Source organism: Pseudomonas sp. 910_21, from assembly GCF_052850735.1.
The window spans coordinates 282,074-301,297 of the sequence record NZ_VXCY01000009.1; the positions used below are offsets into that span (position 1 = coordinate 282,074).

Consider the following 19,224-nt stretch of genomic DNA (forward strand, 5'->3'; position numbering starts at 1 on the left):
AGGGGCAGCAGCCTCCTGGTGTTGTCTCGATCATCGCAGGATAGACGGCTTTGGATGACGATACAGGCGTTGCGCATGCTGGATAAAGGCCAGAGCTGCCGGCGATGCCTGGCGCCGGTCGAGCACGGCGATCCCCACCTGGCGCCGCACCGGCGGCGACAGGGGCTTGCTTTCATAGCGGGCGTCCGCAGCCGGTGGCAAGGACAGCTCGGCCAGAATGCTCAAGGCGTCACCCCGGGCCACGGTTTCCAGGGTGCTGAGCAACTGCGAGCTGCGATAGCGGATGTTGGGACTCAGGCCGGCGCCGGTGAATAAGCGCGTAACCAGCTCGGCCGAGCCGGCTTCGGTAAGTACGAAGGGATCGTGACACAGCTGTTCGAGGCGGATCTGTTGCTCCCGGGCCAGGGCATGGCCTGCGGGAATCAGCGCGACCAACTGGTCCTCGATCAGTGCGAAGGTATCGAAACGCTCCTCGGGCAACACCACGAACCCCACGTCGACCCGTCGCTCCTCCAGCCATTGCAGCACCTGGCGATCCGGTCCCTCGTCGATATGCACCTCGATTCCCGGATGCTCGCGTCGGTACTCCTTGAGGATGGATGGCAACAGGTGCATGGAGGACGTGGGGCCAAAGGAGCCGATGCGCAAAGTGCCGCGCTTCATGCCCCGAGCATCGGCGGCCTCCTGCTCCAAGGTCGCTGCCAGCCCCAGCATGGCCCGGGCCCGCAGCAACAGTTGGCCACCGATATCGGTGAGCTCGACCTGGGCCTGATGGCGGCGGAACAACTCGACCCCCAGTTCCTGTTCCAGGGACTTGATGGCGTGGGACACGGCCGACTGGGTGATGCCCAGGCGCGTGGCGGCGCTGGTGAAGCCCGCAAGCTCGGCCACCCGGGAGAAGATCTCCAATTGGGTCAGGGTCATGAGTAAACGCTCATTTTACGATGATTAACTATTAGACAAAGAATGGCCTTGCAGCACAAATCCACGGCCACAGAGCAGCATGAACATGAATGAAAGCGGTATTAGCGGCCCCCTGGCGGCCGATCACGGGGACCTGGTGGTCTATTGCAAACTGGCAGCAGTGACCATGATCTGGGGCGGCACCTTCGTCGCCGGACGTTACCTGGCCGGTGGCTTTTCCCCCTTGCTGGCTGCCAGCCTGCGTTTCTTGCTCGCCAGCCTGGCCCTACTTGGCTTCATGGCGGTGGCGCGTATTGCCCTGGTCCGCCCCAGCCTCAAGCAGCTCGGCCAACTGGCACTCCTGGGGTTCTTCGGCATCTTCTTCTACAACCTGTGCTTCTTCCTCGGCCTGCAACAGGTCAACGCATCGCGGGCATCCTTGATCGTGGCGCTCAATCCTGCACTGATTGCCCTGGCGTCCTGGGCACTGTTCAAGGAGCGCCTGAGCCGGCGCAAGTTGCTGGGCATCCTGTTGTGCCTGAGCGGTGCCGCCCTGGTGATCTGCAGTCGCGATCCTTCGGCCCTGGCTGCCGGGGCAGGGGGCTGGTATGGCGACCTGTTGATACTCGGCTGCGTCCTGGGTTGGGGGGTGTACTCGCTGTTTTCCAAAGACCTCAATCAGCACCTCGGCCCGTTGCAGACTGTCACCTATTCGATCCTGATGGGAACCCTGATGCTGTGGGCCACGACCCTGGCTCGGGGCGAGTTCGACCTGCATGCCATTGTCCGCCTGGACCTGAGCCAGGGCTTGAGCCTGCTGTACCTGGGTGTCCTGGGATCGGCGCTGGCCTATATCTGGTACTACGACGGCCTGCGACGCATCGGTGCCACCCGCTCCGGAGTGTTCATTGCCCTCAACCCGCTGACGGCAGTGCTGCTGGGCGCACTGTTGCTGGGAGAGCAACTGAGCCTGGTGATGGGATTGGGCGGGGTGTTGATTCTCGGCGGCATCTACCAGTGCAACAAACCCCTTGCGGGCCAGGCGAAAAAGGCGATTTTATAGAGAATGCGGACAAAGGCTTTTACGCTGTGTAGAATCCGGTTACGCATACAATAATAAAGTCTTCTGGCAGCAGAAGCCTCGTCCCCCAGCCTGTAAGACAGGGTCGAAATGAAGATTCTCGGGTTTCAACTGATCTACGGTGACTTCCTCGCCCGCAGCGTGCGGGGTATCTCCTGCGCACCACCTTCTTTCCTCAGCATTGATAGCAACTAACGATCCGTTAATTCTAAAAATATGATGAGGCGCCAACCATGGCAGATATCTTCGAAAACCCAATGGGCCTGATGGGCTTTGAATTCATCGAATTCGCATCGCCTACCCCCAACACCCTCGAACCGATCTTCGAGATCATGGGTTTCACCAAAGTCGCGACCCATCGTTCAAAAAACGTGCATTTGTACCGTCAGGGCGCGATCAACCTGATCCTCAACAACGAGCCCCACAGCGTCGCTTCCTACTTCGCGGCCGAACACGGCCCGTCGGTGTGCGGCATGGCGTTCCGGGTCAAGGACTCGCAAAAGGCTTACAACCGCGCCCTGGAACTCGGCGCCCAGCCGATCCACATTGAAACCGGCCCGATGGAACTGAACCTGCCGGCGATCAAGGGCATTGGCGGCGCGCCGTTGTACCTGATCGACCGTTTCGGTGAAGGCAGCTCGATCTATGACATCGACTTCGTCTACCTCGAAGGCGTGGACCGCAACCCACCGGGTGCCGGCCTGAAGATCATCGATCACCTGACCCACAACGTGTATCGCGGGCGCATGGCCTATTGGGCCGGCTTCTACGAGAAGCTGTTCAACTTCCGCGAGATCCGTTACTTCGACATCAAGGGCGAATACACCGGCCTGACCTCCAAGGCCATGACCGCTCCGGATGGCATGATCCGCATCCCGCTGAACGAGGAATCGTCCAAGGGCGCCGGGCAGATCGAAGAGTTCCTGATGCAGTTCAACGGCGAGGGCATCCAGCATGTGGCCTTCCTCACCGACGATTTGGTGAAGACCTGGGACGCGCTGAAGAAGATCGGCATGCGCTTCATGACCGCGCCGCCGGAAACCTACTACGAGATGCTCGAAGGTCGCCTGCCGAACCACGGCGAGCCGGTCAATGAGTTGCAGTCCCGCGGCATCCTGCTGGACGGTTCCTCGGAAGCCGGTGACAAGCGCCTGCTGCTGCAGATCTTCTCGGAAACCCTGATGGGCCCGGTGTTCTTCGAATTCATCCAGCGTAAAGGCGACGATGGTTTCGGCGAGGGCAACTTCAAGGCACTGTTCGAATCGATCGAACGCGACCAGGTGCGTCGCGGTGTACTGGCCACCGAGTAACCCTCGGCAGGCTTGAGCACAGAGCCCGATCAGGCCATGCCTGATCGGGCTTTATTTTGCCTGTCGGTTGGCGATAGTGAATGTGTTAATGTTTCCGCCTTTGTTTCCCAGCCCTTGACCGACGCCTCGATGAAAACACCCAGACCTTCCCTGACCTTGACCCTGCTGCAGGCCCGTGAGGCCGCCATGGCATTTTTCCGCCCATCGCTGAACCAGCACGACTTGACCGAGCAGCAATGGCGGGTCATCCGCATCCTGCGCCAGAACGGTGAGCTGGAGAGCCACCAGTTGGCGAAGATGGCCTGCATCCTGCCGCCCAGCATGACCGGCGTGCTGACTCGCCTGGAGCGCGATGAGTACGTCAGCCGCCGCAAATCTCCGGAGGACCAGCGCCGCCTGTTCATCACCCTGACCGAAAAGGGCCAGGCGTGTTTCGAGTCCATGAGCGGTGACATGGAAATCAATTACCAGAAAATCCAGCAGCAATTTGGCGAGGACAAGATGCAGGCCTTGCTGGCCCTGCTCAATGAGCTGAAGCAGATCAAGCCCTGATCCCCAACGGCGCCCGAACCTGGCCTGCCCAGGCCCATGCGGGCGCGTCGATCAGTTGCGGCGTTGGCGCAGCAGGTGTTTGACCCCTTCGAGCACCAGCACCAGCACCGCCAGCCAGACCGGGATGTACGTCAGCCATTCCCCGGCCTTGATGCTTTCCCCCAGCAGCAGCGCGACAAACAGCAGCAGTACCGGCTCCACATAACTGAGCAGGCCGAACAGACTGAAGGCCAGCAAGCGACTGGCGATGACGTAGCACGCCAACGCCGAGGCGCTGATCACCCCCAGCAGAGGAATCAGCAGGTACAGGCCGGGATGGCTGTCCACCACGGCAAATCCCTGTTCGCCTCCTTGCACAAACCACAGTGCCACCGGGATCAACAACGCCATGTCCAGCCACAGGCCGCCCAGATGATCGGTGCCCAGGCGACGCCGCAGGACGAAATACAACGGGTAGCCTACGGCCACCACCAGGGTCGCCCAGGAAAAACTGCCCACTTGATACAGCTCGTTGAGCACCCCGAGGCAGGCCAGCACCGTGGCGACTTTCTGCAAGCGCGACAGACGCTCGCCATACACGATGCGTCCGGTCAGGACCATGGTCAGTGGCAGCAGGAAATACCCCAGTGACACATCCAGGCTGTAGCCGTTGAGCGGTGCCCACATGAACAACCAGAGCTGCACCCCCACCAGGGCTGACGAGAGCAGCAGCGCCAGGCTCAGCATCGGTTTGCTCGCCACCTGTCGCAGCACTTCGCCGACCCGGTGCCACTCGCCACTGAAGATCATGAACAGGGTCATGCAGGGTAGGGTCAGCAGCATGCGCCAGCCGAAAATCTCTACCCCGGTCAGGGGCGTCAGCAGGGAGGTGTAGAAATACATGACGGCAAACAGCACCGACGCCAGGACCGATAACGCAATTCCTTTAGACACACTGTCCTCGTAATACCCGAACGCTCGGGACACATAGAAATAAGGGGGGGGAGAAGCGAGGAGGAATATAGAGGGTCAGACGCGAGATATTTGCTCTGATTGCGCCATCGCGGCGGGATTTTTTCTCGTTTAAGGCCAAAGTGCAGCAGAGCCGGTTGAGCCCAAGGCCGGTGGCGCACGCCTTTGCGCCGCCACCGGCAGCGTTCAGCCCAGGTGCGGAAAACGACCGGAGACGAAATGGCTCACATCGTTGAAGCCCGGGGTCGAGGCGTGTCCCGGGGTCACCAGGGCGTCGATGAAGGCTTCATCCTCAGGGCTGATCTTCACCTCCAGGGCCCGGGTGTAGGCGTCCCACTGGGCTTCAGTGCGCGGGCCGACAATGGCCGAACTCACCGCCTGGTTATTCAGCACCCAGGCGATGGCGAACTCGACGATGCCGACCCCGCGACCCTGGGTGTATTCCTGGATCTGCTGGGCGATGCGCAGAGATTCCACCCGCCACTCGGTTTCCAGGATGCGCTTGTCCTGGCGTCCGGCGCGGCTGGCGCTGTCCGGGGCCACGTCCGGAGCGTACTTGCCGCTGAGCACACCACGAGCCAGGGGGCTGTAGGGCACGACGCCCAGGCCATAGGCCTTGGCCGCGGTAATCTGCTCGCCCTCGGCCTGGCGGTTGACGATGTTGTACAGCGGTTGGCTGATCACCGGACGGTCCACCCCCAACTGGTCGGCCACTCGAATCGCCTCGGCAATCCGCCAGCCCCGGTAATTGGACAGGCCCCAGTAGCGGATCTTGCCCTGGCGCAACAGATCGCCAATGGCCGAGATGCTCACCTCCAGCGGCGTGTCGTGGTCCTCGCGGTGCAGGTAGTAGATGTCCAGGTAATCGGTGCCCAGGCGGTTCAGGCTGGCGTCGATGCCGTTGAAGATGTGCTTGCGGCTCAGGCCGCTGCGGTTGGGCACGCCATCCGCCGGGCCGAAGCCGACCTTGGATGCCAGCACCCACTCATGACGGTGGCTGGCAATGGCCTCGCCGACAATTTCTTCGGAGTGGCCCTGGGTGTAGACGTCGGCGGTGTCGATGAAGTTGATCCCCTGGTCCCAGGCCTTGTCGATAATGCGCAGCGAGTCTTCGGTGTTGGTCTGCTCGCCGAACATCATGGTGCCCAGGGTCAGGCTGGAAACCTTGAGACCGGAATGGCCGAGGATGCGATAGCTCATGGGCGAAATCCTTGTGCTAGAGGGGTGGCCAGGGCATTTCCGGCCATTGGGGCGACCATCAAATACCACAAAGCCCGGCTTCTGCAATGCCTGAATGGCGCCTCCTGCAAGGAGATTCTGCTGTCGTGTAGGAGCCGGCTTGCCGGCGAACCGCGCAGCGGCCAGCCGCCCCGGGCCGGTGCTGGTCAGGGGCACAGCGCCCGACAGCGCTGCAACACGAAGCTGTGCAGCAGGCGCACCCGCTCGGAAACCTGCAGACGATGGGGACACAGCAGATTGAACGGCGCCGGTTCCCCTTGCCAGTCGCCGAGCAGCGGCACCAGGCGCCCGGCACGGATATCCTCGGCCACATCCAGCCGGGCCTTGTAGACAATGCCGTGGCCGGCCAGGGCCCAGCGTCGGGCCACTTCGCCGTCATCGCACAGGTAGTCGCCACGCACCGACACCTCGCGAATCTCGTCGCCACGACTGAAGCGCCAGCTGTCATAGGGTTGGCCGTTACGCAGGTAAAGCAGGGCGCTGTGGTGCGACAGTGCCTCGGGGGACTGCGGGGTACCGCAACGGGCCAGATAAGCCGGGCTGGCGCACGCCAGGCGGCGATGTTCGGGGAGAATGGGCAGGGCCACCAGACTCGAGTCCGCGGGCACGCCAAAGCGCAGGGCCACATCCACGGTGTCGCGGAACAGGTCGGCGTGGCGGTCATTGAGCCGCAGTTGCAGGCGCAGTTGCGGGTGCTCGGCCTTGAACTCGTCAAGCCAGGGCAGCAGCGCGTTGCGGCCGAAGTCCGACGGGGCCGACAGTTGCAGCACACCAGCCAGGCCCTGGCTCTGTTGCTTGAGCGCCTGTTCACCGTCCTCCAGGGTGGCCAGGGCCAGGCGCACGCTTTCCAGGTAGCGGCGCCCCTCTTCGGTCAGGCGCATGCTGCGGGTGGAGCGCGCCAGCAGGCGGCTGCCCAGGCGGGTTTCCAAACGCTTGAGGGCAATGCTGGCCGCGGCAGCCGTCATGCCCAGGGAGCGTGCGGCGGCGGATATGCTCCCGGAATCGGCGGTGCGCATGAAGATTTCCAGGTCGAGGATTGAGCTCATTAGTAAAAATCCTTTAAAGATCTTTGCGTTTTAGCGGGATTTTTCCTCGATTGGCAAGCTGTGAAGATGCAATCACCTTTACATGACCCAGGTGATCGCAATGAGTTTTTCCAACGCAAGCTTGCAGCACAAGACCGTAGTGGTGATTGGCGCCGGTAGCGGCATGGGTGCTGCCGTGGCCCGTCAGGCAGCCGCACGAGGGGCACAGGTAGTGCTGGCCGGGCGCAGCCTGGAAGCCCTGCAACGGCAGCAGGCGCAGTTGCCGCCCTCGGCCCGCAGCATCGCCGTGGACATCACCGACGCCGCCAGCCTCCGTGACCTGTTCAGCGCCGTGGGTGCCTTTGACCATCTGGTGATCAGTGCCGGTCCGGCCATCGCCGCCAAGCCCCTGGCCGACACTGACCTGCTGGATGCCCAGCGGGCTTTCGAGGTGAAGTTCTGGGGCGTGTGGCGTGCGGTCCAGGCGGCGCTGCCGACGCTCGCGCCCCAGGGCAGCATCAGCCTGACCTCGGGTCTGCTGTCGCGCAAAATGGTCCCCGGGCAAGTGCTCAAGACCACCCTCAATGCCGCCCTCGAAGCCCTGGGCAAGCACCTGGCCAAGGAACTGGCGCCGCGTCGGGTGAATGTCATCAGCCCCGGGGTCACCGACACTGAAGCCTATGCCGGGATGCCCGAGGAGGCTCGGCAGGCCATGTTCGCCCGCACCGCTGCAAACTTGCCGGTGGGCCGTGTCGGGCAGCCGGACGATGTAGCCGCGGCCTTTATCCTGGCCATGGAGAACGGTTTTATCAGCGGCAGCCTGATCGATGTCGATGGCGGTGGCCTGCTGTGAGCTGGCGCTTCGATCACCTGGCGTTCAACTGCGTCCAGGGCGAGGCGTTGCAGCAGGCATTCGCCGATCTGTTGGGCCTGCAAGCGGGACGGCGTCCACCGTTTCCCTTTCCCGGACGCTGGCTGTATCAGGACCAGCAGGCGCTGGTTCACGTCATCGAACAGGCCGATTGCCCTGAGCCGCAGCTGAGCCACATCGCCTTCAGCACCCAGGAGGCGGCCGAAGCGGTATTGCGGCGGGTGCAAGCCAGTGGCCTGGAGCATCAAGTGGCGCAGGTGCCGGAAGACGGCATCTGGCAGATCTTCGTCCGCTTGCCCGGTGGCCTGGTGCTGGAGTTGGATGCTCCGGCGGCGGGGGAGTTGAGCATCAGTCACGACTACGCCCAGCAAGGTGGCGCACCGGCCTGAGGCCAGGCGTGAAAAAGCCCGTTGGAGCAGAGGCTCGAACGGGCTTTTGTCGTTGCCGGGGCTGTGTATGGCCGGGGCTTAGCGGTTCAGGGTGCGGGTCATGCGCAGCGCCAGCAGACTACCGCCGACAATCACCCCGGCCAGCAGGTACAGCGCGGCATCGGTGGAGCCGGTGCTGTCCTTGACCCAACCGACCAGGTAGGGGCTGAGGAAGCCGGCCATCTGGCCCATGGAGTTGATCAGCGCCAAGCCACCGGCCGCCGCTCCGGCACTCAGCAGGGCGGTGGGCACCGGCCAGAACATCGGCAGGCCGGTGAGGGCGCCCATGGTGGCGAGGGTCAGGCCGAAGATGGCCAGGGCCGGGGTGGTGGCGAAGTTCACCGCGATCAGCAGACCTACGGCGCCCATCAGCATCGGCACCACAAGGTGCCAGCGGCGCTCCTTGCGCAGGTCCGCCGAGCGGCCCACCAGCAGCATGAACACCGCCGCCAGCAGGTAGGGAATCGCGCTCAGCCAACCGATTACCAGATTGTCGGCAAAGCCCAGGTTCTTGATGATCGACGGCAGCCAGAAGTTGATCGCGTAGACCCCGCTCTGGATGCAGAAGTAGATCAGGCCGAAGGCCCAGATCGCCGGATTCTTGAACACGGCCGTCAGGGAGTCACTGGCGGTTTTCGGCTGGTTGGCGGCGTCCGTGGCCTGGTCGGCCTCCAGCACCGCGCGTTCAGCCGGCGTCAGCCACTTGGCGTGGGCGAAGCTGTCGCTGAGCAGGAAGAACGCCAGGGCGCCGAGTACCACCGTGGGAATGCCCTGCAGCAGGAACATCCACTGCCAGCCGGCGAGACCGCCTTGCCCGGCAGCGAAGTGATTGAGGATCCAGCCGGAAAACGGACTGCCCAACAGGCCCGAGACCGGGATCGCCGACATGAACAGGGCCATGATCCGGCCACGGCGGAAGGTCGGGAACCACTGCGAGAGGTACAGCACCACCCCGGGGAAGAAGCCGGCTTCGGCGGCCCCGGTGAACAGGCGCAAGGTATAGAACTGGGTCGGCGTGGTGACAAACAGCAGGCAGGTGGACAGGGTGCCCCAGGTGATCATCATCAGCGCGATCCAGCGCCGTGGGCCGAACCTGTTCAGCGCCAGGTTGCTCGGTACGCCGCACAACACGTAGCCGATAAAGAAGATCCCGGCGCCCAGGCCGTAGACCGTTTCACTGAATTTCAGGGCATCGAGCATCTGCAACTTGGCGAAGCCAACGTTGACCCGGTCGAGGTAGTTGAACAGATAGCAAACGAAGATGAAGGGAATCAGGCGCAGGGTGATGCGCTTGTAGACGGCGTTCTTGTCGTCAGCCTGGGCCAGTGGGGCAGCGGCGCTCTGTGACATGGTGTGTCTCTCTTTATTATGATTTTTTGCGGTGCAAGGGTAACGTTGACCGCCCTGAGAGTCTCGGTCACACCGAGAGCGCTGTCTTTGTGCCTGCGCACAGCGATTGGCTGCCGACCCTGTGCCTCTGAACAACGTCCAAGGATCTTCCCTCTATGTTCGAACTCGATCATGACCTGGCGCAGGACATCGTCGACCGCACGATGGCCATCCTGCCCTACAACGTCAATGTCATGGACAGCCAGGGCCTGATCCTTGGCAGCGGCGAGCCGGAGCGGATCAACACCCGCCACGAAGGCGCGCAACTGGTGCTGGCCAACGGCCGCGTGGTGGAGATTGACGAGCCCACCGCGCGCCAGCTCAAGGGAGTGCAGCCGGGGATCAACCTACCGTTGCTGCACGACCAGCGGCTGATTGGCGTGCTGGGCATCACCGGTGATCCGGCGCTGCTGCGCACCTACGCCGAACTGGTGCGCATGACCGCCGAGATGCTGGTGAGCCAGCGCCACCAGCAGGCTGAGCAGCAATGGCGGCGCCAGCGCTGCGACGATTTGCTGGCCCTGCTATTGAGCGACAGCGGCGACTCCCCGCGCCTGGTGGACGAAGCCCAGCAGATGGGACTCAAACCGCAGTTGGCGCGAACCCCCTATCTGTTCGAACTGGCGCCGGAGCAGGCCGCAGGGCAGGGCGTCGAGACCCTCAGCAGCTGGCTGATGAGCCGTTACCCGGACAGCTGGTGCGTCAGTTCGTCAAAGACATCCCTGCTCTGGTGCCGCCCGGCGAACCTCAGCCTGGACAACCCGCGGCTGCTGGAAAAACTCGACGGCCAGGGCTGGAACATCCTGCGGGTCGCCGTGGGTGGGCAGGCCGATGGCCTGGCCGGATTGCGCCGCTGCTATCGTCGGGTCGGCGACCTGCTGGCCTACGGCCGCGATATCCTGCCGGACTCGCGCCTGCTAACCCTCAACCGCTACCGCTTGCCGGTGATGCTCTGGCGCCACCGCAACGACGACGCCCTGGACGAACTGCTGACACCGTTGCGCAAGGTCCTGGCCAAGGACAGCAACGGCCAGTTGCTGGCGACCCTGCGCAGTTGGTGCGACCACGATGGCCAGAGCCAGGCCTGCGCCGATGCCCTGGGCATCCACCGCAACAGCCTGCGCTATCGCATGGAGCGGATTGCCGAACTCAGCGGCGTCGACCCCTTGCGTCTGGATGGCATGCTGGCCCTGTACCTGGGGGTGCAATTGCTGCCTCACAGCACCGATCAACAGCATTCCCTGTAGCCGCTGCCGAGCGTCAGCGAGGCGGCGCAAAGGTCCCCGGGACCCTGCCTGGCGACTCGTCGTCGAGGTGCTGACGGCCTTGAGATCGCGGCGTCTCCTGCGCCGTTGTAGCAATGAACAATAAAGCGCCCTCGGACTTGTGCAGCGGACCGGGGTCAGCGCCTGCGCCAGATGGCAGCATGGCAGCACAAGAACCGGAGATAGCCCATGAAGATCATCATCGCCCCCGACTCGTTCAAGGACAGCCTGAGTGCCGAAGGCGTGGCCCAGGCCATTGCCCTGGGGCTGGCCGAAGTCTGGCCCGACGCCGAGCTACGTCAATGCCCGATGGCTGACGGTGGCGAGGGCACGGTGGAGTCGATTCTTGCCGCTTGTGACGGGCAACTGCGCAGCCATCGGGTCCAGGGGCCGCTGGGAGCGACGGTCGAAGCCCGCTGGGGCTGGCTGCCCCAGAGCCACACGGCAATCATCGAAATGGCCGAGGCCAGCGGCCTGCAATTGCTGGCGCTGGACCAGCGCGATGCCTGCAACAGCAGCACCTTCGGTACGGGGGAGTTGATCCTGGCCGCGCTGGAGGCCGGTGCCCAACGCATCATCCTGGCCATCGGCGGCAGCGCCACCAACGATGGCGGCGCCGGCGCCCTGCAAGCGCTGGGTCTCAAATTGCTGGATCGCCAGGGTCAGGTATTGCCCCGTGGTGGTCTGGCCCTGGCTGATCTGGCCGGCATTGAGCCCGATGGCATGGACCCGCGTCTGGCCCAGGTGCGTTTTGAAATCGCCGCCGACGTCAACAACCCGCTTTGTGGCGATCACGGTGCCTCGGCGATCTTCGGTCCGCAGAAAGGTGCCACGCCGCAACAAGTGCAAGCGCTGGACCGGGCTCTGGGGCACTTCGCCGACCTGTGTGCCGGCGTCTTGACCCGGGATGTCCGTGATGAGCCCGGCAGCGGCGCCGCTGGCGGCCTGGGGTTTGCCGCCAAGGCGTTCCTCGGCGCGCAATTTCGCCCCGGCGTGGAAGTGGTGGCGGAGCTGGTGGGCCTGGAGCAGGCCGTGTGCGGTGCCGATCTGGTGATTACCGGCGAGGGCCGCTTCGACGCCCAGACCCTGCGCGGCAAGACCCCCTTTGGCGTAGCACGCATTGCCCGGGAGCAGGGCGTTCCGGTGATCGTCATTGCCGGCACCCTGGGCGAGGGTTACCAGCAGATGTATGCCCACGGCGTGGATGCAGCCTTCGCCCTGACCTCAGGCCCCATGAGCCTGCAACAGGCCTGCCGCGAAGCCCCGCGCCTGCTGCGCGAACGCGCCGCCGACATCGCCCGGCTCTGGCGCCTGGCCAGCACCCCCGCATAAGCGCCCTGCAGGAGCTGGCTTGCCAGCGAAGAGGCCCTCAAGCCTTGCCGCACCCGTCAGATTGCCTTCGTCGGCAATCGCCGCTCAATAGACCCCGCCCTCGCTGGTGGGGGTGTCCAGGGTCTTGTACTGGCCGGCCAGACTCTGCAGGCCCTTCATCAGCACGGTGGTATCCACGCCCACCGCGACAAAATTCGCCCCCAGTTCGATGCAACGCCGCGCCAGTCGCTGATCGGCACTGAGAATTCCCGCGGCCTTGCCCGCTCGACGAATCCGCACGATGGCGTCTTCAATCGCGGCCACCACATCAGGGTGCCCGGGGTTGCCCCGCTGGCCCATGGCCGCCGACAGATCCGCCGGGCCGATAAACACGCCGTCGACCCCGTCCACCGCAAGCATCTCATCCAGGTTGCGCAGGCCTTCGAGGTTCTCGATCTGCGCCAGCAGGCACATCTGCTCGTCCGCCTGGTCCAGGTAGCCGGCGATGCTGTTCCAGCGCGACGCCCGGGCCAGGGCGCTGCCAACCCCGCGAATGCCCTGGGGTGGGTAACGCATGGCTCGAACCAGCTGACGGGCCTGGTCAGCGCTTTCCACCATGGGGATCAGCAGGGTCTGGGCGCCGATATCCAGCAATTGCTTGATCAGCGCTGTATCGCCAATGGGCGGGCGGATAATGCCCTGGGCTGCGTAGGGGGCGATGGCCTGCAACTGCGCCAGCAGGCTGCGCAGATCGTTGGGCGCGTGTTCGCCGTCCAGCAGCAGCCAGTCGAAACCGGCGTTAGCCGCCAGCTCGGCGCAGTAGCCGTCCGCCAGGCCGAGCCACAGGCCAATCTGCGGCTCGCGCTGTTGCAGGCGTTGCTTGAACAGGTTCAGCGGCATGTCCATGGCAGTCTCCTCAGACAAAACGGCAGGCAATGCTGCCCAACTGGTCGTAGTCCACATGGAATACATCTCCGGGACGGGCGGCCACCGGGCGAGTGAAGGAGCCGCCGAGAATGATCTGCCCGGCTTCCAGGCCGACGTCATAGGCCGCGAGCTTGTTGGCCAGCCAGGCCACGCCCTTGGCCGGGTGGTTGAGTACCGCGGCGGATACCCCGGACTCCTCGATCACGCCATTGCGGTAGAGCACCGCCGGCACCTTGCGCAAATCCACATCCCCTGGACGCACGGCGCGGCCGCCCATCACCACCCCGGCGTTGGCGGCGTTGTCGGAGATGGTATCGAAGACCTTGCGGGTGGCCTGGGTCTGCGGGTCCACCTGCTGGATGCGGGCGTCGATGATCTCCAGGGCCGGAATCACCCAGTCGGTGGCGTCCAGCACATCGAACAGGGTGCAGTGGGGGCCTTTCAAGGGTTTGCCGAGGATGAACGCCAGCTCCACTTCGACCCGGGGCACGATGAAGCGCTGGAACGGAATGTCGCTGCCTTCATCGAACAGCATGTCGTCCAGCAGGGCGCCGAAATCCGGCTCGGTGATGTTGGACGACACTTGCATCGCCCGGGACGTCAGGCCGATCTTGTGGCCCACCAGCTTGCGGCCGTCGCGGATCTTCTGCTCCACCCAACTGCGCTGGATGGCGTAGGCGTCTTCGATGCTGATGGCCGGGTATTGCAGGGACAACTGGCCGATCTGTTCGCGGCTGCGTTCGGCGGCGTTGAGGCGTGCGGCGGCCTCTTGGATATCCGAGGGGCTGAGCATGTTTATTTCTCCCGAGGGTTGACGATATGGGCAGGCACCCGCAGCACCAGCCAGGCGCCCAGGGCGATCAGCAGGGCCAGGGCATAGAGGGCGAGGCTGGCGCTTTGGGTGGCGTCACGCACCACACCAATCAGGTAGGGCGCGAGGAAAGCGGCAACACTGCCGAAGGAACTGATCAGGGCAATGCCCGCCGCCTGGGTGCTGCTGGCGAGAAAGGCCGGCGGCAACTGCCAGAACATCGGTAGCGCGGCGCTGGCGCCCATGCCCGCCACCAGCAGGCCGAACATCACCAGCCAGGGGTTTTCCGGGGCCAGCCCGGTGAGGATCAGGCCAAGGCTGGACATCAGCAGTGGTACCCCCAGGTGCCAGCGGCGTTCGCGCAGGCGGTCCGAGGAGCGGCCAACGCCGAGCATGAACAGGCAGCCGGCCAGATAGGGCAGGGCACTGAGCATGCCGACGTTGCTGTCCCGGGCGATGCCGGCGTGGTGGATCAGGGTCGGCATCCAGAAGGCGATGGTGTTCACCGCCAGCATCACCGCGAAGTAGATGCACACCAGCAGCCAGACATGGCGGTCGGTGAGGATGTCGCTGAAGCGGTTGATGGACTTGCGCTGTTCTTCCTGTTGCAGCGCCTGCAACAGCTGGGTTTTCTGCGCCGGGGTCAGCCAGTTCACCTGCTCGATGCTTTCCGGCAGGGCCTTGAGCACCACCAGCCCGAGCAACACCACGGGCAAGCCTTCGATCAGGAACATCCATTGCCAGCCGCGCAGGCCGCCGAAGTCGTGGAAACTTTCCAGAATCCACCCCGACAAGGGCCCGCCAATCACTCCGGCCATGGGCACGGCGATGGCGAACAGCGCGGTGACCTGACCGCGGCGACTGGCGGGGTACCAGCGGTTGAGCAGCACCAGGATGCCGGGGAAGAAACCCGCCTCGGCGACCCCCAGCAGAAAGCGCAGGGCATAGAAGCCCCAGGCACTGTCCACCAGCATCAGGGCACTGGACAGCAAGCCCCAGACCAGCATCAGGAAAGCGATCCAGCGCCGTGGCCCGACCCGGTCCAGGGCCAGATTGCTGGGCACCCCGAACAGCGCGTAAGCCACGAAGAACAGCCCGGCGCCGAGGCCGTAGACGCTGTCGCTGAAGCCCAGATCCTGGGTCATCTGCAACTTGGCGAAGCCGATATTGATCCGATCCAGGTGGGCGAAGATGTAGCAGACGAACAACAACGGCATCAGGCGCCAGGTGATCTTGCGATAACAGTCGTTGACCTCGGCCACAGGAGCCTCGGCGATTGCGGGATGGGACATGGGGCGATCTCGTTATTGTTCTTGTGTGGGCCGGCTTGCCGGCGAAAGCGCACTCTGGGTTGGCGCAAGGCTTGCGGGCCTGTTCGCTGGCAAGCCAGCTCCTACGGGGCACATGGGCGTTGGTAGAAGCCGGCTTGCCGGCGAAAGCACCGGCACAATGCTCAGGCCTGTCCGCGCAGAAACTCATGCACGTTGTTGTGCTTGAAGTTCAGTTCGGCATCCAGCTCGCTCATCTCGAACGACAGGGCCAGCAAGCGCTGCGCCTGCAGCTCGGCGAAGTGCGCCTTGATGATTTCGAACAGCCCCTCGGCTACTTGTCGCCGGGTGGCCAGGTCACGACCGGCACCCACCTGCAGGCGCATATGGACAAAGGCGTAGTCGTGCTTGCCGTCGGCCATGCGCCAGGTGTCCAGGCGCACGCCGCGGCTGCGAATGCCCCCAAGGGGAAACACGCCAGTGGCGCCCAGGTAGTCATGAACCTTGGAGAACAGCCCTGGCAGATCGGCCGCCTGTTCGATGTTGTCGGTGTATTCAGCGATGAAATGGGGCATGAGGGCCTCCTTCGCAGGCAGCGGCAAGCGGCAAGCTACAAGCCGCAAGAGGGGACTCCTGTGACTTGGCGCTTGTGGTTTGTCGCTGCTGTCGATGTCGTCTTGCAGCGGGTAGCTCGGAGCTTGCAGCTGCTTCTAAATTTCAAAAATGGCGTTGATCTGACCGGTGCCGGAGCTGCCGAAGAGCGGGGTGATGATCTCGGCCGGGCGGTTGTATTCAGCGCCGCCCAAGAGCCCCAGGAGCATCGCCGTGTCATGCATGCCGCCCTCGCCATGGCAGCTGGCGGCGTAGTCCGGGAGCATGGCGCAGAACTCGCGGAAACGTCCCTGCTGCCAGAGTTCCACCACCCGCTGGTCCACCTGTTTGTCGAATTCCCGGGTCCAGTTGTGGATGTTGGCCTCGGCCTCGCGGTCGTTGGAGAAACGGTGGGACAGCGAACCGGACGCCAGCACCAGGACCTTGCGGTCGCTCTTCTCGATGGCGCGGCGCACCGCGGCGCCGAAGGTGAAGCTGTCCTCAAGCCGGTGCCAGGCGCACCAGGCGGCGATGGACACCACCTTGAAGTGCTCGGCGGCGGGCACGTCCATGTGCATGTAGCGCATGGGCACCAGGGTGCCGTACTCCAGCTCCAGGCTGGGGATGTTGTGGGCCAGGGTGCGCACGTCGGCGGCGTTGGCCTCGGCGGCAATCAGTTGACCCAGCTCCGGGCAGCCCTGGTAGTCGTAGGTCATGTTCTTGATGAAGTGCGGCAACTCGTTGCTGGTGTAGGTGCCGTTGAAGGCTTCACCGCAGTTGATGTGGTACCCGCTGTTGACCAGCCAGTGCACATCGAACACCACCGCGGTGTCGGCCCCCAGCTCCCGGGCGCGGCGAGCAATTTCCTTGTGCCCGGCAATGGCCGCCTCACGGCAGCCGTGGTGCTTGCCCGGCAGTTCGGACAGGTACATCGATGGTACGTGGCAGACCTTGGCGGCCATGACGACTTCGCCCATGGTGCTTCTCCTGAAACATCTTATTGTTGGCGTGATCCGGGACGGTTCTGAACCTTACACGCCCCAGCGCGGGATGTGGTGGCTGCCCATGGAGAGGCAGACGTTCTTGATCTCGGCAAACACTTCAAAGCTGTACTCGCCGCCTTCGCGGCCGGTGCCCGAGCCCTTGATGCCGCCGAAGGGCTGGCGCAGGTCGCGGACGTTCTGGCTGTTGATGAACACCATCCCGGCCTCGATGCCCCGGGCCAGGCGATGGGCCTTGCCGATGTCCTGGGTCCAGATGTAGGAGGCCAGGCCGTATTCGGTGTCGTTGGCCAGTTGCAGGGCTTGGGCCTCGTCCTTGAACGGGATCAGGCACACCACCGGGCCGAAGATTTCTTCCTGGGCGATGCGCATCCGGTTGTCCACGTCAGCGAACACCGTGGGCTGGATGAACTGCCCGCGGGCCAGGTGCGCCGGCAGGTTGACCGGGCGTTCCAGACCGCCGGCCAGCAGCGTTGCGCCTTCTTCCAGACCGATGCGGATGTAGCCGGTGACCTTGTCGTAGTGGGCCTGGGTGATCATCGAGCCGACCTGGGTCTTGGGGTCTTGCGGGTCGCCGACAATCAGGCGCTTGGCCCGGGCGGCGAATTCCTTGACGAACTGCGGGTAGACGCTTTCCTGGATGAAGATCCGACTGCCGGCGGTGCAGCGCTCGCCGTTCAGGGAAAAGATGGTGAACAGTGCGGCGTCCAGGGCCCGTTCCAGGTCGGCGTCCTCGAAGATCAGCACCGGCGACTTGCCCCCCAGTTCCATGGAGTACTTCTTCAAGCCGGCGGTCTGCATGATCTTCTTGCCGGTGGCGGTGCCGCCGGTGAAGGAGATGGCCCGCACGTCCGGGTGGCGCACTAGGGCATCGCCGGCAGTGGCGCCGTAGCCCTGGACGATGTTCAGCACCCCGGCGGGAATCCCGGCTTCCACCGCCAGCCTGCCCAGCTCATTGGCGGTCAGTGGCGACAGTTCGCTCATCTTCAGCACCGCGGTGTTGCCCAGGGCCAGGCAGGGTGCGGTCTTCCAGGTGGCGGTCATGAACGGCACGTTCCACGGCGACACCAGGGCGCAGACGCCCACCGGCTGGTACAGGGTGTAGTTGAGCATCTGGTCGTCCACCGGATAGCTGTGGCCATCCATGCGGGTGCAGACCTCGGCGAAGAAGTCGAAGTTGTGCGAGGCCCGGGGAATCAGCACGTTGCGGGTCTGGTGGATCGGCAGGCCGGTGTCCAGGGTTTCCAGCTCCGCCAGATGCGGCACGTTCTCCTCGATCAGCGCGCCCAGGCGGCGCATCAGCCGGGCGCGCTCCTTGGCCGGGGTATTGGCCCATTTCGGAAAGGCGTCCTTGGCCGCGGCCACCGCCTGGGCGATTTCCTCGGCGCCACCGCTGGCCACCTCGCCGATGGCTTCACCGGTGGCGGGGTTGTAGTTGGTGAACACTTCACGGCTTTCGACTTCGCGGCCGTTGATCCAGTGTTTGATCATTTATGCGTGCTCCTTGGCCACGGCAGTGGGCTCTGGTTGGGCGTGATGGGCGAAAAAATCGCTCTCGCTGACAATGCGGTTGACCAGCCGGCCGACACCTTCGATTTCCACCACCACCTCATCGCCGGGCACCACGTCGGACAGGCCTTCGGGGGTGCCGGTGGCGATCATGTCACCCGGTTGCAGGGTCATGAAGCCGGACAGGTATTCAATCAGGTAAGGGATGTCGAAGATCATGTCGGCGGTGCTGCCTTGCTGACGCAGTTCGCCATTGACCCAGGTGCGCAGGGTCAGCTTGTTGGGCTCCGGTACTTCGGCGGCATCGATGATCCACGGGCCGACTGGCGTGGTGGCGTCGCGATTCTTCACCCGCAGGTTGGGCCGGTAGTAGTTCTCCAGGTAATCGCGGATCGCGTAGTCGTTGCACAGGGTGTAGCCGGCCAGGTAGTCCAGGGCGTCCTCGCGCTTGACGTTGCGTGCGGTCTTGCCGATCACTGCCACCAGCTCGCACTCGTAGTGCATGTAGGCGACGTTGTCCGGGCGCCAGGTCACCTGCTGGTGGCCGGTGTAGGTGCCCGGAGACTTGATGAACACCAGGGGCTCGGTGGGCGGCTTGAAGGCCAGTTCGGCGGCGTGGTCGGCGTAGTTCAGGCCCAGGGCGAACATGGTGCCGGTGGCCGGTGGCAGCCACTGCACCTGATCCTCGGCCAGGGTCCGGCCGTCTTCGAGCTCCAGGGTATTGGGGCCGGTGACCCGAGCTTGGTGGACCTGGCCCTGATAACGGATGCGCGCGTGTTTCATGTCAGTTCC

General features: G+C 64.1%; 19 protein-coding genes. 7 read left to right on the forward strand and 12 right to left on the reverse strand.

Going from position 1 to position 19,224, the window contains the following annotated elements:
* Positions 1 to 30: 30 nt before the first annotated feature.
* A complete protein-coding gene (locus tag FW796_RS26535) occupies positions 31 to 924 on the reverse strand; it encodes a LysR family transcriptional regulator (RefSeq protein WP_346635426.1) in 894 nt (297 codons plus the stop codon).
* 85 nt (positions 925 to 1,009) lie between these two features.
* On the opposite strand from FW796_RS26535, the gene FW796_RS26540 reads away from it, so the two are divergent.
* From FW796_RS26540 to hpaR, 3 genes are all read left to right on the forward strand, one after another.
* A complete protein-coding gene (locus FW796_RS26540) occupies positions 1,010 to 1,966 on the forward strand; it encodes a DMT family transporter (protein ID WP_404940037.1) in 957 nt (318 codons plus the stop codon).
* A 251-nt stretch (positions 1,967 to 2,217) separates the two neighbouring features.
* The gene (gene hppD / locus FW796_RS26545; protein ID WP_346635425.1) at positions 2,218 to 3,294 is read left to right on the forward strand and encodes a 4-hydroxyphenylpyruvate dioxygenase; all 1,077 of its coding nucleotides are present in this window, start codon (positions 2,218 to 2,220) and stop codon (positions 3,292 to 3,294) included.
* A gap of 129 nt (positions 3,295 to 3,423) precedes the next feature.
* A complete protein-coding gene (gene hpaR, locus FW796_RS26550) occupies positions 3,424 to 3,846 on the forward strand; it encodes a homoprotocatechuate degradation operon regulator HpaR (RefSeq protein ID WP_123725484.1) in 423 nt (140 codons plus the stop codon).
* 51 nt (positions 3,847 to 3,897) lie between these two features.
* Here the strand turns inward: hpaR and rarD are convergent, their stop codons facing one another.
* The 3 genes from rarD to FW796_RS26565 all read right to left on the reverse strand — a co-directional run bounded on the left by rarD (position 3,898) and on the right by FW796_RS26565 (position 7,082).
* A complete protein-coding gene (rarD, locus tag FW796_RS26555; RefSeq protein ID WP_346635423.1) occupies positions 3,898 to 4,779 on the reverse strand; it encodes an EamA family transporter RarD in 882 nt (293 codons plus the stop codon).
* 204 nt (positions 4,780 to 4,983) lie between these two features.
* A complete protein-coding gene (locus FW796_RS26560) occupies positions 4,984 to 5,997 on the reverse strand; it encodes an aldo/keto reductase (protein ID WP_446440354.1) in 1,014 nt (337 codons plus the stop codon).
* A gap of 185 nt (positions 5,998 to 6,182) precedes the next feature.
* Positions 6,183 to 7,082: a LysR family transcriptional regulator gene (locus FW796_RS26565; RefSeq protein ID WP_346635421.1), complete on the reverse strand. Its 900-nt coding sequence runs from the start codon at positions 7,080 to 7,082 to the stop codon at positions 6,183 to 6,185.
* 100 nt (positions 7,083 to 7,182) lie between these two features.
* On the opposite strand from FW796_RS26565, the gene FW796_RS26570 reads away from it, so the two are divergent.
* Positions 7,183 to 7,914, forward strand: coding sequence for an SDR family oxidoreductase (locus FW796_RS26570; RefSeq protein WP_404937021.1), 732 nt, complete (start codon positions 7,183 to 7,185; stop codon positions 7,912 to 7,914).
* Positions 7,911 to 8,321 (forward strand): hypothetical protein, encoded by a 411-nt coding sequence (locus FW796_RS26575; protein ID WP_446440355.1) that lies wholly within the window; start codon positions 7,911 to 7,913, stop codon positions 8,319 to 8,321. The genes FW796_RS26570 and FW796_RS26575 overlap by 4 nt, the downstream gene beginning before the upstream one ends.
* A gap of 78 nt (positions 8,322 to 8,399) precedes the next feature.
* On the opposite strand, the gene FW796_RS26580 is transcribed toward FW796_RS26575, so the two are convergent.
* Positions 8,400 to 9,710, reverse strand: coding sequence for an MFS transporter (locus tag FW796_RS26580; RefSeq protein ID WP_446440356.1), 1,311 nt, complete (start codon positions 9,708 to 9,710; stop codon positions 8,400 to 8,402).
* Between the two features lie 155 nt (positions 9,711 to 9,865).
* On the opposite strand from FW796_RS26580, the gene FW796_RS26585 reads away from it, so the two are divergent.
* Positions 9,866 to 10,996: a sugar diacid recognition domain-containing protein gene (locus FW796_RS26585; RefSeq protein WP_346635417.1), complete on the forward strand. Its 1,131-nt coding sequence runs from the start codon at positions 9,866 to 9,868 to the stop codon at positions 10,994 to 10,996.
* Positions 10,997 to 11,203: 207 nt separating this feature from the next.
* Positions 11,204 to 12,346, forward strand: a complete 1,143-nt coding sequence (locus tag FW796_RS26590; RefSeq protein WP_346635416.1) for a glycerate kinase — start codon at positions 11,204 to 11,206, stop codon at positions 12,344 to 12,346.
* An 84-nt stretch (positions 12,347 to 12,430) separates the two neighbouring features.
* Here the strand turns inward: FW796_RS26590 and hpaI are convergent, their stop codons facing one another.
* From hpaI to FW796_RS26625, 7 genes are all read right to left on the reverse strand, one after another.
* The gene (gene hpaI, locus FW796_RS26595; protein WP_446440357.1) at positions 12,431 to 13,231 is read right to left on the reverse strand and encodes a 4-hydroxy-2-oxoheptanedioate aldolase; all 801 of its coding nucleotides are present in this window, start codon (positions 13,229 to 13,231) and stop codon (positions 12,431 to 12,433) included.
* A gap of 10 nt (positions 13,232 to 13,241) precedes the next feature.
* The gene (hpaH, locus tag FW796_RS26600) at positions 13,242 to 14,045 is read right to left on the reverse strand and encodes a 2-oxo-hept-4-ene-1,7-dioate hydratase (protein ID WP_015635875.1); all 804 of its coding nucleotides are present in this window, start codon (positions 14,043 to 14,045) and stop codon (positions 13,242 to 13,244) included.
* Between the two features lie 2 nt (positions 14,046 to 14,047).
* Positions 14,048 to 15,355, reverse strand: a complete 1,308-nt coding sequence (locus tag FW796_RS26605; RefSeq protein ID WP_346635414.1) for an MFS transporter — start codon at positions 15,353 to 15,355, stop codon at positions 14,048 to 14,050.
* Positions 15,356 to 15,516: 161 nt separating this feature from the next.
* Complete coding sequence (locus tag FW796_RS26610; protein ID WP_325984803.1) at positions 15,517 to 15,906, reverse strand: 5-carboxymethyl-2-hydroxymuconate isomerase; 390 nt, start codon at positions 15,904 to 15,906, stop codon at positions 15,517 to 15,519.
* Positions 15,907 to 16,041: 135 nt separating this feature from the next.
* Positions 16,042 to 16,899 (reverse strand): 3,4-dihydroxyphenylacetate 2,3-dioxygenase, encoded by an 858-nt coding sequence (gene hpaD, locus FW796_RS26615; RefSeq protein WP_325984801.1) that lies wholly within the window; start codon positions 16,897 to 16,899, stop codon positions 16,042 to 16,044.
* Between the two features lie 54 nt (positions 16,900 to 16,953).
* Positions 16,954 to 18,414, reverse strand: coding sequence for a 5-carboxymethyl-2-hydroxymuconate semialdehyde dehydrogenase (gene hpaE / locus FW796_RS26620; protein WP_325984799.1), 1,461 nt, complete (start codon positions 18,412 to 18,414; stop codon positions 16,954 to 16,956).
* The gene (locus FW796_RS26625; RefSeq protein WP_446440358.1) at positions 18,415 to 19,215 is read right to left on the reverse strand and encodes a fumarylacetoacetate hydrolase family protein; all 801 of its coding nucleotides are present in this window, start codon (positions 19,213 to 19,215) and stop codon (positions 18,415 to 18,417) included. It lies immediately after the preceding gene.
* Between the last annotated feature and the right edge of the window lie 9 nt (positions 19,216 to 19,224).